The following is a 15,633-nucleotide window of genomic DNA, read 5'->3' on the forward strand; positions in this document are numbered from 1 at the left end:
CCCCAAGCAAGCACAGCCCCCTCGGGGGGCAGCGTATTACACGAAGTGAAAAGCGTGGGGGCCATATCGCTCAGACGCTACCTTCTGCTGGGCATCCTGCTGCCTGTGGGCCTGCTGGTCACGCTCAACACGGCCAGCCTGTACAGCCAGGCGCTGGGCGCGGTCAACACCGCCTATGACCGCACGCTCCTGGCCTCGGCCAAGTCGATAGGCGAGCAACTGGACGTGAGCGGCTACGACGGGCAGTCCGAACTGCGCGTGACCGTGCCGTATGCGGCGCTGGAAGCCTTCGAGGCCGACAACCAGAGCCGGCTGTTTTACCGGGTGTCCAGCCTCAACGGCGAAATGGTGTCGGGGTATGCACAGCTGCCTTTCTGGCGCGGCCGCATTCCGGCCAAACCGCCCTACGCGGCGCTGGTTGATTTTTACGACGATGTGTATGCGGGCGACGCCGTGCGGGTGGCCGTCCTGCTGCAGCCGGTGGCCAGCTCGAACGGACGCGGCATGGCCGTCATCCAGGTGGCTGAAACACTGGAGCTGCGCACCACGCTGGCGCGGAAAATCCTGTTCGACACCCTGTGGCGCCAGGCGCTGCTGCTGGCCGTGATCGCCCTGGTGGCCGTGGTGGTGGTGCAGCGCGCCACGCGCCCGGTGCGCCGCCTCAGCGCCGAGCTGCAGGCGCGCCCCGAGGGCGACCTGACGGCGATCGCCGCACCGGACGCGCCGCGCGAGCTGCTGCCCCTGGTCGACGCCACCAACGAGGTCATGGCCCGGCTGCAGCACCTGCTGGACAACCAGAAACGTTTTGTGCGCGACGCGGCGCACCAGTTGCGCACGCCGCTGGCGGTACTGAAGGTGCAGGTGCAGTCGGCGCTGCACGGCGACATGGACGCCCAGGCGGCGCTGGCCGAAATCAACCAGACCGTGGACCGCGCCACGCTGCTGGCCAACCAGATGCTGGCGCTGGCCAAGGTCGAGCAGTTGCGCCAGCAGGCGGACCTGGGGCCGGTGAACATGGACGCCATCGTGCGCGCGGTCGCGCTGGACCTGGCACCGCTGATTGCCGAGAAGGACCTGGACTTCGACATTGAAACCAGTGCGGCCAGCGTCAATGCACACGAATGGATGCTGGGCGAACTCTGCCGCAACCTGCTGCACAACGCGATCAAGCACAGCCAGCGCGGCGGCTCGCTGTCGGTGCGGCTCGTCACCGACACCCGGTACCTGGCCCTGACCGTCAGCGACAGCGGCCCCGGCATTTCGGGCGAACTGGCAGCACGCCTGTACCAGCCCTTTTCGGCCGGCAATGTGCGCCACGGCTCGGGCCTGGGCCTGGCGATCTGCCGCGAGATCACGCAGGCGCTGGGCGGCAGCATCACGCTGGAAAACCGCGAAGACCATGGGCGTATTGCCGGGCTGGACGCCACCGTGCGCCTGCCGCTGGTACAAAATGACGGGCAATGAGGCACACGTTTCCCCTTCCCTGGCATGGCGGCGCACGCGAGGTCACCCATGCGTCTTGACAAGTGGCTGTGGGCCGCGCGCTTCTACAAGACCCGCTCGCTGGCGAGCGATGAAATCGGCAAAAGCCGCGTGCAGGTCAACGGCCAGGACGCCAAGCCCGCGCGTGAGGTGAAGGCCGGCGACACGGTGGCGATGCGTCAGGGGCAGGTCACGCGCACCGTGCTGGTCCGGGGCCTGAGCCAGCAGCGCGGACCGGCGCCGGTGGCGCAGCAGCTCTACGAAGAAACGCCGGACAGCATCAAGCTGCGGGAAGCGGCGGCCGAGCAGCGCCGGCTGAACAATGAACCGGCCGGCAGCCTGGAGCATGGCCGCCCCACCAAACGCGACCGGCGCAGCCTGGACAAAGCCCAGGACAAGGCTTGGGGCGACCGCTGGAGCGCCTCGGTCGATTCCTGAGACGCTCTGTTTTTAATAGCTTCCCCCGCAGATCGGACGGGGGCAAAAGCCATATTTCATCACTATTTCGGGCTGCGCCGCCCCCGCACACGCTGCAGACCCATGATCAGCAGCAGCAGCGCTGCCGCAGGCAGGAACAGCCACTCTTTGGCCGGCCGCTCGGCGGGCAGTTCGACGCCCACTATTTTCTGGCCCGGCGCCAGTCCAAGCTTGGCCGCCCGTGACCCGAATTGCACCTGCGCCACCTGCACCTCGCCGGCAAACGAGGTCACGCTCAGGCCAATGCGGCCCAAGCGCTCGCGCGCCGTGCCCACGTCGCCCAGCGGCAGCAACACGCCTTTTCTGACCTCGCTGCCGTCCAGTTTTTCGCCCTCTACCCAGACGCGCTTGCTCGTGTTGGCAGGCGCCTCCTGCACCAGCTTCATCAGTTCCGCCGCTGGCGCGTCCACATAAGGCGGATAGACCATGTCCAGCCAGAAGCCCGGGCGAAATAGCGTGAAGGTCACCAGCAGCAGCGCGATGGTCTCGTACCAGCGCGTTCGCACCAGAAAGTATCCTTGGGTGGCGGCGGCAAACACCAGCATGGCAACCGTGGCACTGGTCACCGTGAGGATCAGATGCCAGGCCGTGTCCACCCCGATCAGCAGCAACTGCGTGTTGAAAATGAACAGAAAAGGCAGGATGGCCGTGCGCAGGCTGTAGAAAAATGCGGTCACTCCGGTCTTGATCGGGTCGGTGCGCGCAATGGCGGCCGCCGCAAAGGAAGCCAGTCCCACGGGCGGCGTCACGTCCGCCATCAGGCCGAAATAAAACACAAACATGTGAACCGCGATCAGCGGCACCAGCAGGCCGCTCTGCGCGCCGAGCTCCACGACCACCGGCGCCATCAGTGTGGACACCACAATGTAGTTGGCCGTGGTCGGCAGGCCCATGCCCAGCACCAGGCTGATCAGCGCGACCATGACAAGCATCAGCATCAGGTTGCCGCCCGAAACAAGCTCCACCACCTCTGTCATCACCAGGCCGATGCCAGTGAGCGAGACCGTGCCGACAATGATGCCGGCCGCGGCTGTGGCCACGCCGATGCCGATCATGTTGCGCGCGCCGGTGACCAGGCCATCGAGGAGGTCGGCCACGCCGCGGCGCAACGCCACGCCCAGCGCGCCCTGCCCCCGCATCAGCGCCAGGATGGGCCGCTGCGTCAGCATGATGAAGACCATGAACATCGTGGCCCAGAAAGCAGACAGCCCGGGAGACATCTGTTCGACCATCAGGCACCAGATCAACACCACGACGCTGAGCAGGTAATGCAAACCCGACTTGAGCGTGGGCGCCGTTTCCGGCAGTTCGAACACCGGTGCATTGGGGTCATCCAGCATGAGTTCGGGCTGGCGCGCGCTGATCCACAGCAAGCCCAGATAGGCGGCCAGCAACAGTGTCCCCACGGCCCAGATGGCCCCCGCGCCCAGGGCGGACTTCATCCAGCCAATGCCCCAATACACGGCGCCGGAAAGCACCACGAAGCCGGCCACCGTCATGGTCAGCGACACCAGCCGCTGCATCGCCGTGCTGTTGCCGCGGCGCGGCAGGCCTTGCAGGTCGGCCTTGAGGGCCTCCAGATGCACGATGTAAAACAGCGCTATGTAGGAAATGATGGCCGGCAAAAAAGCATGCTTGATGACCTCGGTGTACGGAATGCCGACGTACTCGACCATCAGGAAGGCGGCCGCCCCCATCACCGGCGGCATGAGTTGGCCGTTGACCGAGCTCGATACCTCCACCGCGGCGGCCTGGTCGGGCCGGTAGCCAACACGCTTCATCAGCGGAATGGTGAAGGTGCCGGTGGTCACCACGTTGGCAATCGACGAGCCCGAGATGATGCCGGTAGCAGCCGATGACACCACCGCCGCCTTGGCTGGACCGCCGCGCATGTGGCCGAGCAAAGCAAATGCTGACTTGATGAAGTAGTTTCCCGCCCCTGCCTTGTCAAGCAGCGAGCCGAACAGCACAAACAGGAAAATGAAACTGCTGGAAACGCCCAGGGCCACACCGAACACACCCTCGGTGGTCAGCCACTGGTGAGAGGCCACGCGCGCCAGCGACGAGCCTTTGTGGGCAATCATGTCAGGCATGTAGGGGCCGGCAAAGGTATAGATCAGGAACACCACGGCCACCACCACCATGGGCAGGCCCAGCACGCGGCGCGTCGCCTCCAGCAGCAGCACGACGCCAACGGCGGCGGTGGCAATGTCCATCTGCGACGGCTGGCCGGGCCGGGTGGCGATTTCTCGATAGAACACAAACAGGTAGGCCGCGCAGAAGGTTGCGGCCACCGCCAGGATCCAGTCTGTCACCGGAATGCGGTCACTCGGCGAACGCTTGAAGGCCGGATAGGACAGAAAGGCCAGAAAGACGGCAAACGCCAGATGGATGGAGCGCGACTCGGTGTCATTGAGGACAAACACCCCGAAGACAAAGGGCAGCGGCGAGGCGATCCACAGCTGGAACAGCGACCAGGCCAGCGCCACCGCCAGCAGCACGCGCGACATGAACGGGCCCGGATTGCGGGCGCCCATGTCGGTGTCGGTCACCAGCTTGTTCACATCGACCGTGGCGACGTCTTCGGACTTGCGCTTGAACATGGCTGATCTCCTCAAAGCAGGTAAATGGTCACCTCTTTTCGGCGGGGTGACCGAAGCGCACGGGAGACCCGGCAACAGGTAAAAAAAAGCCCCGTCGTGCGGGGCTGGGTGTCAGAGTCGCAGGGAAGGAACGCTCAAACCGCTCCGCCCTGCGCCTGTGGTCCGGCTTACAGCCAGCCCTTTTCCTTATAGTACTTGACGGCACCGGGATGCATGGGCGCCGACACGCCGTCCTTGACCATCTTCTTCGGGTCCAGGTTGGCCAGCGCCGGGTGGAGTTTCTTGAACTCGTCGAAGTTCTCGAAAACCGCCTTCACCAGTTCATACACCGTGGCGTCCGGCACCTTGGCCGAGGTCACGAAAGTCGCCAGCACGCCATAGGTACGCGTCGGGCTCGGGTTGCCGGGGTACAGGCCGCCCGGAATGTCCACCGCAGCGTAAAACGGGAACTCCTTGACCAGCTTGTCCACACCGGCATTGGCCAGCGGCACCAGCTTGGCGCCACAGGTGGTGATCGGGTCCTGGATGTTGGCCGAAGGATGGCCGACGCCATAGAAGAAGCCGTCGATCTTGTTGTCACACAGCGCGGCGCCGTGCTCGTCGGCCTTGAGCTCGGACGCCAGCGAAAAGTCACTGGTCTTCCAGCCCATGGCGGTCAGCAGTTGTTCCATCGAGGCACGTGTGCCCGAACCGGGGTTGCCAATGTTGAAACGCTTGCCCTTGAAGTCCTCGAACTTGGTGACGTTGGCTTCCTTGCGGGCCAGCACCGTGAAGGGCTCGGGATGCAGGGAGAACACCGCGCGCAGGTCAGTGACGGCGCCGTCTTTCTGGAAAGTCGCGGAACCCTTGGTCGCATGGAACTGCCAGTCGGACTGGGTCACGCCAAAGTCGAGATCGCCCGAACGAATGGTATTGATGTTGGCGACCGAGCCGCCGGTGGACTCGACTGAGCAGCGAATGCCATGCCTGGCGCGGTCCTTGTTCATGAGGCGGCAGATAGCGCCACCTGCCGCGTAATACACACCAGTGACACCACCGGTGCCGATGGTGATGAATTTCTGCTGTGCGACCACCGGCGCGCTGGCAAGCGCACCGGAAAGGGCCGCTGCTGCGGCAAGGGCCTTAAAAACAAATGCTCTGGACATTGCAATACTCCTCGTTGAAAAAACGTTACATCAAGATGATGAAAGTGAGGCCCGGATGGCGGCATCGAGCCGCTCGACGATCTGTGCCAGCTCAGAATCGCTGGTGATGAAGGGCGGGGCCAGCAACACATGGTCACCATACCGTCCATCGACGGTGCCGCCCATCGGGTAAACCATCAAGCCGCGCGCCATCGCCTCCTTCTTGATGCGTGCATGCACTTTGCGTGCCGGATCGAACGGGGTCTTCTTCGCGCGGTCCTGCACCAGCTCGATGCCCCAGAACAAACCACGGCCGCGTATGTCTCCGACATGGGGATGCTCTCCCCAACTGCCCTGCATCAGCGTCTGCAGGAAGGCGCCCCGTGTGCGCACCTGGGCGATGAGCTGGTCCCGCTCGAACACCTGCTGCACGGCCAGCGCCGCCGCACAGGCCACCGCATGGCCCAGGTAGGTGTGCCCATGCTGGAAAAAGCCGGTACCGCCCCGCATCGCATCCACAATTTTCTTCTGCGCCAGCACCGCACCAATCGGCTGGTAGCCGCCGCCCAGACCCTTGGCCACGGCAAGCAGGTCGGGTGACACCCCCTCCTGCTCGCACGCATGCAGGGTGCCGGTGCGGCCCATGCCGCACATCACTTCATCGAGGATCAGCAGCACGCCATACCGGTCGCAGACTTCGCGCACCGCCTTGAAGTAGCCCGGTACCGGCGCCAGCACGCCAGCGGTCGCGCCACCCACGGTTTCGGCAATGAAGGCGATCACGCGGTCTGCGCCTTTTTCAAGGATGGCGTGCTCGAGTTCCTGTGCCAGGCGCTGGCCATAGTGCTCCGGCGTTTCGCCGGCCTGCTGCTCGCGGTAGGGGTAACAGGGCGACACATGGGTGGCCGGCATCAGAATGGGTGCGAACGGTTCGCGCCGCCACTGGTTGCCGCCTATCGCCAGCGCACCCAGCGTGTTGCCGTGGTAACTCTGCCTGCGCGCGATGAAATGCGTGCGCTGCGGCTGGCCGATCTCGACAAAATACTGGCGCGCCATCTTCAGCGTGGCCTCCATCGCCTCCGAGCCGCCGCTGACGAAATACACATGGCTCATGCCTTGCGGCGCCGTCCTGATCAGCTGCGCGGCCAGTGTCTCGGCGACTTCGGTGGTGAAAAAGCTGGTGTGGGCATAAGCCAGCTTGTCGATCTGCGCATGCATGGCGGCCAGCACGTCGGGATGGCCGTGGCCCAGGCAGGACACCGCAGCGCCACCCGAGGCGTCGATATAACTCTTGCCATCGGCATCGGTCAGGTACACCCCCCGGCCGCTGACGGCCACCGGCGGCGTGTGCTGCAACTGGCGGTGAAAAACATGGGTGGAGGCTGCAGGCATGGGGCTTATTTCCTTGTTGAAGAAGTCAGTGGCCGGCCAGTGGCGGCCTTGTCGGCGCGTTCGTCCCAAGGCACCCTCGCTGTCCAGGCGGTCCTGCCGGGTTTGCAGGTGGGCCAGCACCTTGCGACCGCCGCGCACCGCCACGGCGGCAGCCAGCGCTTCGGTCAATGCCAGGGCGCCGACCATGGAATGGAAATACGAGGGGCTGTCGGTACGGAACAGCAGCGTGCGGGTGGCCGACCGGGCAATCGGCGAGAGGGCGCTGTCCGTCAGGGCCAGCACGTCGGCGCCCTGCGCCCGCGCCTTCAGCGCGGCATCCACCGTCTGGCGCGTGTACGCGGCGGCAGAAGTCACCACCAGCAGGTCCCCCGGGCCGATGTCGCCGATCTGGTCGGTCAGCGTGCCGCCCAGGCCCTGCACCAGCACGCCGTTGGATGCCAGCAGGCCGTAGGTGTAGTGCAGGTGCAGCGCCAGACCATGGCTGGCGCGCAGGCCGAGAAAATAAACGCACCGCGCCTTGAGCATGGCATCGGCCGCGGCCTCCAGCTGCGCGGCCTGGTTCAGCCCGCTGACGGACGCGGTGTTCGCATGTTGCGTTTCGTTGAGCAGCGCCAGCCAGTCCTTGTCATGCCGCGCGCTGGCCTGCAGCACCTCGGCCCGCCCGGCATAACCGGCCTGCGCTGAAAAAGACTCCTGGCAGAGATGCTTGATCGCCTCGAAGCCCTGAAAACCCAAAGCCTGCGACAGGCGGCTCAGGGTCGCCGGCGCCAGAGCGGCCCGGCGCGCGCATTCACGCATGGAATGCAGCGCTACCTCGCGCGGATGCGCCTCGATCCAGCGCGCCGCACGGAGCAACTCCGGACTCAGGCCGTCAAGCGGAAGGTTGGCAAACAGTGAGGAGGTCGACATGAAACATTTGTATCAATATTTCTCAAAATATAGCACAAGTGTTTCATACAACAAAACAGGCGCGGACCGCGCCCGGCGGTCTTCAGCCGCAACGCACCCGGCGAATCACGCCAGCAGCGTCAAGCTCCAGGTTGAGTCGCTGGGCGTTGAATTCCATGGTGACGGCCTGGTTGGGACGCAGCACCCGCGCCATGTAGGAGCCCGAGCGCTGGCGCGCGTCCTCGACCACACTCGCACCCGGCGCCTTGCCGATCGCGAACCGGGCACCGTCCGCATTGCAGGCCGTCCCCGGGGGAGGTGGCGGCATGGGGCTGGTGCCCGTCGAGGGTGCACCGGGCGCGGCACAACCGGCCAGAACGGCCAGACATGCCAGCGTCGCGCTGATCAGGGGGGTCTTCAACAACATGGGGTCTCCGGAAAGTAAAGCGCCACCATAACGTCTGCGCCCCGGCGGCGCCCGCCTTTTTACGACTGGTTGCGACACGGCTCGCGGCGTCATCTGAAGCAGGATAAAAAAAAGCCACCTTGCGGTGGCTTTTTGTCTGGCGGAAACGGAGGGATTCGAACCCTCGATGAGGCTCTACACCCCATACTCCCTTAGCAGGGGAGCACCTTCGGCCACTCGGTCACGTTTCCTGAATTCTGTCTGAGCCCGGATTATCTCACGACTTGGCCAGCTGTCCAGCAATCAGGGGCTTGCGGCAGGCTGGTCCAGGTCAAAAGCCTTGTGCAAGGCGCGCACGGCCAGCTCCATGTATTTCTCGTCGATCACCACCGATGTCTTGATTTCGCTGGTGGAGATCATCTGGATGTTGATGCCTTCTTCGCTCAGGCAGCGGAACATCTTGCTGGCAATGCCGACGTGGCTGCGCATCCCGATGCCGACGATGCTGACCTTGCAGATCTTGGCGTCGCCGGTGATCTCCTGCGCGCCGAGCTTGGGCAGGACCTCGGCCTTGAGCAGGTCGATGGCCCGCGCGTAGTCGTTGCGGTGCACGGTGAAGCTGAAATCGGTTTTGCCGTCTTTGCTGATGTTCTGGATGATCACATCGACTTCGATGTTGGCGTCGGCCACGGCGCCCAGGATCTGGTAGGCAATGCCCGGGGTGTCCGGCACGCCGAGAATGGAGATTTTGGCTTCGTCGCGGTTGAACGCGATGCCCGATACGATGGCTTGTTCCATTTTTTCGTCTTCCTCAAAACTGATCAGGGTGCCGGACTTGGCCTCTTCGTCGATGTCGATGTCCCAGGGCGTGAAGCTCGAGAGCACGCGCAGGGGCACCTTGTACTTGCCCGCAAACTCGACCGAGCGGATCTGCAGCACCTTGGAGCCCATCGAGGCCATCTCGAGCATCTCTTCAAAACTCACGGTCTGCAGGCGGCGTGCTTCGGGAACGACACGCGGGTCGGTGGTGTACACGCCGTCCACGTCGGTGTAGATCAGGCACTCATGCGCCTTCATGGCGGCCGCCACGGCCACGGCCGAGGTGTCGGAACCGCCGCGGCCCAGCGTGGTGATGTTGCCCAGGTCGTCCATGCCCTGAAAGCCGGTGATGATGACCACCTTGCCGGCATCCAGGTCGGCGCGCACGCGCTTGTCGTCAATCGACTCGATGCGGGCCTTGGTGTAGGCGCTGTTGGTCCGGATGGGCATCTGCCAGCCGGCGTAACTGACGGCGTCCATGCCCTCGGCCTGCAGCGCGATTGCCAGCAGCGCACTGGAGGCCTGCTCGCCGGTGGCGGCCAGGGCGTCGAGTTCGCGATGGTAGGCGTCGCTGGCCTTGCCAGGCGCCAGTTCCTTGGCCAGGCCCAGCAGGCGGTTGGTTTCGCCGCTCATGGCACTGGGCACCACCACCATCTGGTGGCCGGCTCTGGCCCACTTGGCCACGCGTTTGGCGACATTGCGGATGCGCTCGGTCGAGCCCATCGAGGTGCCGCCGTATTTATGAACGATCAAAGCCATTGCAGGGGGGTCAATCAGGAGTTGGTGGTGCTGTCTTTTTTTGCTTTTTTGGCGGCAAGCGCTGCGAAAAGCGCCCTGGCGGCAGGCCAGCAAAGCTTTTGATTATAGCCAGCGGCCTCAGCAGGCCGGCTCCGCGGCGTAGTGCAAATGCGCGCCAGCCCGTGTCACGTGGCCATTGGCCACCTTCAGGTGAATCCGGTGGCCACGCGTGGTGCAGGCCGCGACCTGCGCCAGCAACTGGTCGAGCTGCGCCGTGCTCGGTGTGGCCTGGTGGGCGTCAAGCAGCCAGTGGCGCAGGGCGTTGGCCTGGCGCGGGCCGGACAGGAGCTGCAGGGCCCTGATCTCGGGCGGACTGCCGAGCAGTTGCAGGTCTTCGCGCGCCACCTCGAGCAGCACGGCCTGCGCCTGCGCGGCATGCCGGGCGCTGCGCGCAAAGGTCTCGCGGAACTGCGGGAAAGCCTGCGCCAGCGCCGGCAGCAGGCGCGCACGGATGCGGTTGCGCGTGAAACGTTCGTCGGTGTTGCTCGGGTCTTCGATGAAGGCGGCACCGCGCCGCGCCAGCCAGGCGCGGATCTCGGGCGCCGGCACCTGCAGCAGGGGGCGGTGGTAGTCCAGGCCGTCTCGCTGCCAGTGGGCGGGCATGGCGCTGAGGCCGGGCAGCCCGGCCCCACGGCTCAGCGCCAGCAACAGGGTTTCGACCTGGTCGTCGGCATGCTGCGCAAGCGCTATGCTTTTAATAGCTGATTGCGCCCACTCCTCATGGGCCAGAGCCCGAAATGCTTCATAACGTGCCTTGCGGGCAGCGTCTTCCGGACTGTCCCCGGGCGCATGCCTGGCCATCACCCGCACGACCCGCAAAGGCACGTGCAGCTGCGCGCAAACGGCTTCGCAGTGGCTGGCAAATCCGTCGGCGGCGGCCTGCAGGCCGTGGTGCACATGCACCGCCCTCACCTGCCCCGGCCACTTGTAGTCGCAGGCCAGCAGCAAGGCCGTGGAGTCGGCGCCGCCGCTGTACGCCACGGCCACAGGCAGTTGTGGTGAAAAGACGCCAATGGCGTCGTCGACGGTGGTCATGTGAAGTCAACCACCCGTCGGGGGGGGCTATTTGGCGTCGGCCTTGGTGTCGGTGTAGCGGCCATAACTTTGCAGGCGCTCGTAGCGGCGGTCCAGCAGCTCCTTGACCTTGAGGTCGCTGACCTGGCGGAAGGCGTCGTTGAGGGCGCGCTTGAGGAAAGCGGCCATCTGCTTGTGGTCGCGGTGCGCGCCGCCCACCGGCTCGTTGACGATCTTGTCGATCACGCCGAGCGCCTTCAGGCGGTGCGCGGTGATTCCCAGGGCTTCGGCAGCTTCCTCGGCTTTTTCCGAGGTTTTCCAGAGGATGGAGGCGCAACCTTCCGGGCTGATCACCGAGTAGATCGAGTACTGCAGCATCACGACCTGGTCGGCCACCGAGATGGCCAGCGCGCCGCCGGAGCCGCCTTCGCCGATGATGGTGGTGATGATGGGCACTTCGAGCTGCGCCATCTCGAAAATGTTGCGGCCGATGGCTTCGGACTGGCCGCGCTCCTCGGCGTCAATGCCGGGGTAGGCACCCGGCGTGTCGACAAAGGTGAACACCGGCAGCTTGAACTTCTCTGCGGTTTTCATCAGGCGCAGGGCCTTGCGGTAACCCTCGGGCTTGCTCATGCCGAAGTTGCGCAAGCCGCGCTCTTTCGTGTCGCGGCCCTTCTGGTGGCCCAGCACCATGCAGGCGGTGCCGTTGAAACGCGCCAGGCCGCCGACGATGCTCAGGTCATCGGAAAAATGCCGGTCACCGTGCAACTCGACAAAGTCGGTGAACAGCTCGTTGACATAGTCCAGCGTGTAGGGCCGCTCGGGGTGGCGCGCGATCTTGGTGATCTGCCAGGGCGTCAGGTCGCTGTAGATGTCCTTGGTGAGCTGCTGGCTTTTCTTGGCGAGCTGGTCGATCTCTTCGGAAATATCGACGGCCGACTCGGTTTGCACGTAGCGCAGCTCTTCTATTTTTCCTTCAAGCTCCGCAATCGGCTGCTCGAAATCGAGAAAGGTCTTTTTGGCCATGGTCTGCTCCTCAGGCTTGCTTTGAAATTCAGGTCTTCTCGGCACCCAGGACCGGCAAGGGGTCCAGCGAGCGCCAAATATACCAAGTTGCGACGCTGCAAAACGGCGCCCAGGCGGCGGCGACTTCGCGCGCATCGCTGCGGCTGACCGATTCGCCGGAAAAATAGTTCTGGCTGATGCCGTTGATCAGCCCCACATCGTCGAGCGGCAACACGTTGGGGCGTGTCAGGTAAAAGATCAGGAACATCTCGGCGGTCCAGCGGCCAATGCCGCGAATCGCCACCAACTCGGCAATGATGGCCTCGTCGTCCATCGCCTCCCAGTCCTTGACGTGCACCGTGCCGGCGTCAAAGTGGATCGCCAGGTCGACGAGGTACTCGACCTTGCGCGCGCTCAGGCCGGCGGCGCGCATGTCGTCCACCTTGAGCTTGAGCACGTTGCCGGGCGTCATTTTTTTCGGCAGCGCATCGAAACGGTGCCAGACCGTCTGCGCCGCCTTCACGGAAATCTGCTGGCCCACGATGCTGCGTGCCAGCGTGCTGAAGGCGTCCCCGCGCGACTGCAGGCAGGCGTCGCCGAACTGCGGAATCAGGCGTTTCATGACCCGGTCTTTCTTGACCAGGTGTTTGCAGGCCTCGGCCCAGTAGCCCGGCACGATGGTCGCAACCGGCTCGGCGACATCGGCCAGTTCGGTGCTGGCCGGGCCGCTTTTCACTATCTTTTTCATAGCTTCTTGCGCCCGTCCGTCATGGGCTGAAGGCCTTTTTTAATTGAAAACTGCGTCACGAACCGACCTCCCAGGTCGTTCCGGCCGGTGCGTCTTTCAGCACAATGCCGCGTGCCAGCAGGTCCTGGCGGATGCGGTCGGCTTCAGCAAAGTTCTTGCCAGCCTTGGCGGCGGCGCGCTGCTCGATCAGGCTCTGGATGGCGGCCTCGTCCAGGCCGGCGCCGGCCTGCAGGAAAGCGGCCGGGTCGTTTTGCAGCAGGCCCAGGCAAGCGCCCAGGGCCTTGAGCAGCCCCGCCAGTTCGGGCGATCGGGTTTTGTTGACTTCGCCGGCCAGGTCGAACAGCACGGCCATCGCCTCGGGCGTGCCGAAATCATCGTCCATGGCTGCCTTGAAACGGGCGGCAAAGGGATCAGTCCAGTCAATCCCCGTTCGGGCTGAGCCTGTCGAAGCCGGCCCTTCGACAAGGCCTGTCCTGAGCTTGTCGAAGGGCTCAGGACGAACGGACTGCAGCGCGGTGTACAGGCGCTTGAGCGCATTGCGCGCATCGTCCAGGTGCGCATCGCTGTAGTTGAGCGCGCTGCGGTAGTGCGCACGCACAATGAAAAAGCGCACGGTCTCGGCATCGTATTTGGCCAGCACCTCGCGGATGGTGAAGAAGTTGCCCAGGCTTTTGGACATCTTCTCGTTGTCCACCCGCACAAAACCGTTGTGCACCCAGAAGCGGGCCAGCGGCTTGCCGTTGGCGCCCTCGCTCTGGGCGATCTCGTTTTCGTGGTGCGGAAACTGCAGGTCGGCACCGCCGCCGTGGATGTCGAAGGTCTCGCCCAGGGTCTGGCAGCTCATGGCCGAACACTCGATGTGCCAGCCGGGCCGGCCAACGCCGTAGTCGCTGGCCCATTTGGCATCGTCGGGCTCGGTCGGCTTGGCCGACTTCCAGAGCACAAAGTCCAGCGGGTCTTCCTTGCCGTCCAGCACGGCGACACGCTCGCCGGCGCGCAGTTCGTCGAGCGATTTGCCCGACAGCTTGCCGTAACCCTCAAACTTGCGCACCGCGTAATTCACATCGCCGTTGCCGGAGCGGTAGGCCAGGCCCTTCTTTTCCAGCGTGTCAATCATCTGCAGCATCTGCGGCACATAGTCGGTGGCGCGCGGCTCCAGCATGGGCGGCTCGATGCCGAGGGCGCCGATGTCCTGGTTCATGGCCGCAATCATCTCGTCGGTCAGCGCGCGGATGGTGATGCCCCGCTCAACGGCGCGCTTGATGATCTTGTCGTCGATGTCGGTGATGTTGCGAACGTAGGTGACCTGGTAGCCACTGACCTTGAGCCAGCGCTGGATCACGTCGAAGGCCATCATCATGCGGGCATGGCCGATGTGGCACAGGTCGTAAATGGTCATGCCGCACACATACATGCGCACCTGGCCGGGAACCAGGGGCGAAAAATCTTCTACGGCACGCGTCAACGTGTTGTAAATGCGAAGGCTCATGAAAAGTCTGGGTGTTCAGTCTGGCTGGAATCGCCGGAACCGGAAGGGGCCGCTGGAGCGGGGACGGGTCATCAGGTGCATCAGCAAGGGGGAAAGCTGCTCCGAAAGGTCTATCAACAGGATGCGAATGGTGATTTTTCGCCGGAGCTTAAACTATACCCCTCAGATACAATCGCCCAGTATATCCAGCCAGGAAGAGCCCATGCAGCAAGCTGCACAGCCGGCTTCTTCGTTTCCTGTTTGATACCAGCCACTCCATGCGTTCCAGAGGAAATATGTCCAAGTCAGCTTATTTTTCAAACCAGGCGCTGCCGACTGCCCTGCGCTTGCTGGCTCTGGTTGCGGCCCTGTGCGTGCCGCCCGCACATGCCGACGATTACACCGAGGTGAACGCCCTCGTGCGCGCAGGGCAGCTGGGGGAAGCCATGGCCAGGGCCGACAAGTACCTGGCCACCAAGCCGCGCGACCCACAGATGCGTTTCATCAAGGGTGTGATCCAGACCGAAGTCGGCAAACCGGCTGACGCAATCACCACCTTCACCAAGATCACGCAGGACTACCCGGAGCTGCCCGAGCCCTACAACAACCTGGCCGTGCTTTACGCCGGCCAGAACCAGTTCGACAAGGCCAGGGCCGCCCTCGAAATGGCCATACGCACCAACCCGAGCTACGCCACCGCGCATGAAAACCTGGGCGACGTGTATGCCAAGCTGGCCAGCCAGGCGTACAGCAAGGCGTTGCAGCTTGACGGCGGCAACAGTGCCGTGCCACCCAAGCTGGCGCTGATCCGCACGCTGTTCACACCAGAGGCCAAAGCCCAGAAGCCGGCTGCAGCGGCACCCGCCGTGACGGCCCAGACGCCTGCCGCGCCAGCCAAACCTGCGGCGGCAACGCCAGCAGCGCCAGCGCCTGCTGCACCGGTGACACCGGCCGCGCCCGCGGCACCCGCCCCTGCGGCCCCCACCGCCCCGGCGTCATCGCCCGCACCGGCCGCTGCCACACCGGTCAGCGCCGCCGAAAAGGAAGTTGAAAACGCCGTCAGGGCCTGGGCCAGCGCCTGGGCCGGCAAGGACATGAGCGCTTACCTGGCCGCCTACGCCAAGGACTTCGACACACCGGGCAACCAGTCGCGCAAGGCCTGGGAAGAAGAGCGGCGCAACCGCATCGTCGGCAAGTCAAAGATCAGCGTGAAGATCAACAACCTGTCGGTCGACGTCAAGGGCAGCAAGGCCACCGCCAAATTCAGGCAGGATTACAGCGCCGATGCGCTCAACATCTCCAGCCGCAAGACACTGGACATGGCCAGGGCCGGCGAACGCTGGCTCATCGTCAGGGAATCCACCGGCGGTTGATGGCCGACCGCTGCGTGCGCCCCCCCCCTGGCACTT

General features: G+C 64.4%; 12 protein-coding genes, 1 tRNA gene and 1 pseudogene. 3 read left to right on the top strand and 11 right to left on the bottom strand.

Annotated features, from left to right (window positions below; all coding sequences use genetic code 11):
- Positions 1-63 precede the first annotated feature (63 nt).
- Positions 64-1,464, top strand: coding sequence for a sensor histidine kinase (locus PSV40_RS13820; protein ID WP_300538809.1), 1,401 nt, complete (start codon positions 64-66; stop codon positions 1,462-1,464).
- A 48-nt stretch (positions 1,465-1,512) separates the two neighbouring features.
- Positions 1,513-1,920: a S4 domain-containing protein gene (locus PSV40_RS13825; protein WP_300538581.1), complete on the top strand. Its 408-nt coding sequence runs from the start codon at positions 1,513-1,515 to the stop codon at positions 1,918-1,920.
- A 62-nt stretch (positions 1,921-1,982) separates the two neighbouring features.
- On the opposite strand, the gene PSV40_RS13830 is transcribed toward PSV40_RS13825, so the two are convergent.
- From PSV40_RS13830 to cysS, 11 genes and pseudogenes are all read right to left on the bottom strand, one after another.
- Positions 1,983-4,562 (bottom strand): TRAP transporter permease, encoded by a 2,580-nt coding sequence (locus tag PSV40_RS13830; RefSeq protein ID WP_300538620.1) that lies wholly within the window; start codon positions 4,560-4,562, stop codon positions 1,983-1,985.
- Between the two features lie 167 nt (positions 4,563-4,729).
- Positions 4,730-5,707 (bottom strand): TAXI family TRAP transporter solute-binding subunit, encoded by a 978-nt coding sequence (locus PSV40_RS13835; protein WP_300538623.1) that lies wholly within the window; start codon positions 5,705-5,707, stop codon positions 4,730-4,732.
- A gap of 30 nt (positions 5,708-5,737) precedes the next feature.
- A complete protein-coding gene (locus tag PSV40_RS13840) occupies positions 5,738-7,078 on the bottom strand; it encodes an aspartate aminotransferase family protein (protein WP_300538811.1) in 1,341 nt (446 codons plus the stop codon).
- A gap of 159 nt (positions 7,079-7,237) precedes the next feature.
- A pseudogene (locus PSV40_RS13845) lies at positions 7,238-7,987 on the bottom strand (MurR/RpiR family transcriptional regulator); the annotation flags it as partial.
- 82 nt (positions 7,988-8,069) lie between these two features.
- Entirely contained in the window at positions 8,070-8,393 is a 324-nt protein-coding gene (locus tag PSV40_RS13850; protein ID WP_300538625.1) for an I78 family peptidase inhibitor, read from the bottom strand.
- Between the two features lie 137 nt (positions 8,394-8,530).
- Positions 8,531-8,623, bottom strand: a tRNA-Ser gene (locus PSV40_RS13855).
- Between the two features lie 52 nt (positions 8,624-8,675).
- The gene (locus PSV40_RS13860) at positions 8,676-9,950 is read right to left on the bottom strand and encodes an aspartate kinase (protein ID WP_300538629.1); all 1,275 of its coding nucleotides are present in this window, start codon (positions 9,948-9,950) and stop codon (positions 8,676-8,678) included.
- A 117-nt stretch (positions 9,951-10,067) separates the two neighbouring features.
- Entirely contained in the window at positions 10,068-11,024 is a 957-nt protein-coding gene (gene tilS, locus PSV40_RS13865; RefSeq protein ID WP_300538632.1) for a tRNA lysidine(34) synthetase TilS, read from the bottom strand.
- A gap of 27 nt (positions 11,025-11,051) precedes the next feature.
- Positions 11,052-12,029, bottom strand: coding sequence for an acetyl-CoA carboxylase carboxyltransferase subunit alpha (locus PSV40_RS13870; RefSeq protein WP_096669818.1), 978 nt, complete (start codon positions 12,027-12,029; stop codon positions 11,052-11,054).
- Between the two features lie 28 nt (positions 12,030-12,057).
- Entirely contained in the window at positions 12,058-12,756 is a 699-nt protein-coding gene (locus PSV40_RS13875; protein ID WP_300538635.1) for a DNA-3-methyladenine glycosylase 2 family protein, read from the bottom strand.
- Positions 12,757-12,811: 55 nt separating this feature from the next.
- On the bottom strand, positions 12,812-14,245 hold the full coding sequence (cysS, locus tag PSV40_RS13880; RefSeq protein WP_300538637.1) for a cysteine--tRNA ligase: 1,434 nt from the start codon (positions 14,243-14,245) through the stop codon (positions 12,812-12,814).
- A 275-nt stretch (positions 14,246-14,520) separates the two neighbouring features.
- Here cysS and PSV40_RS13885 point away from each other — a divergent pair, with 275 nt between their 5' ends.
- A complete protein-coding gene (locus tag PSV40_RS13885; RefSeq protein WP_300538640.1) occupies positions 14,521-15,597 on the top strand; it encodes a tetratricopeptide repeat protein in 1,077 nt (358 codons plus the stop codon).
- Positions 15,598-15,633 lie beyond the last annotated feature (36 nt).

Source organism: Polaromonas sp. (assembly GCF_029945925.1).
GTDB lineage: Bacteria > Pseudomonadota > Gammaproteobacteria > Burkholderiales > Burkholderiaceae_C > Polaromonas.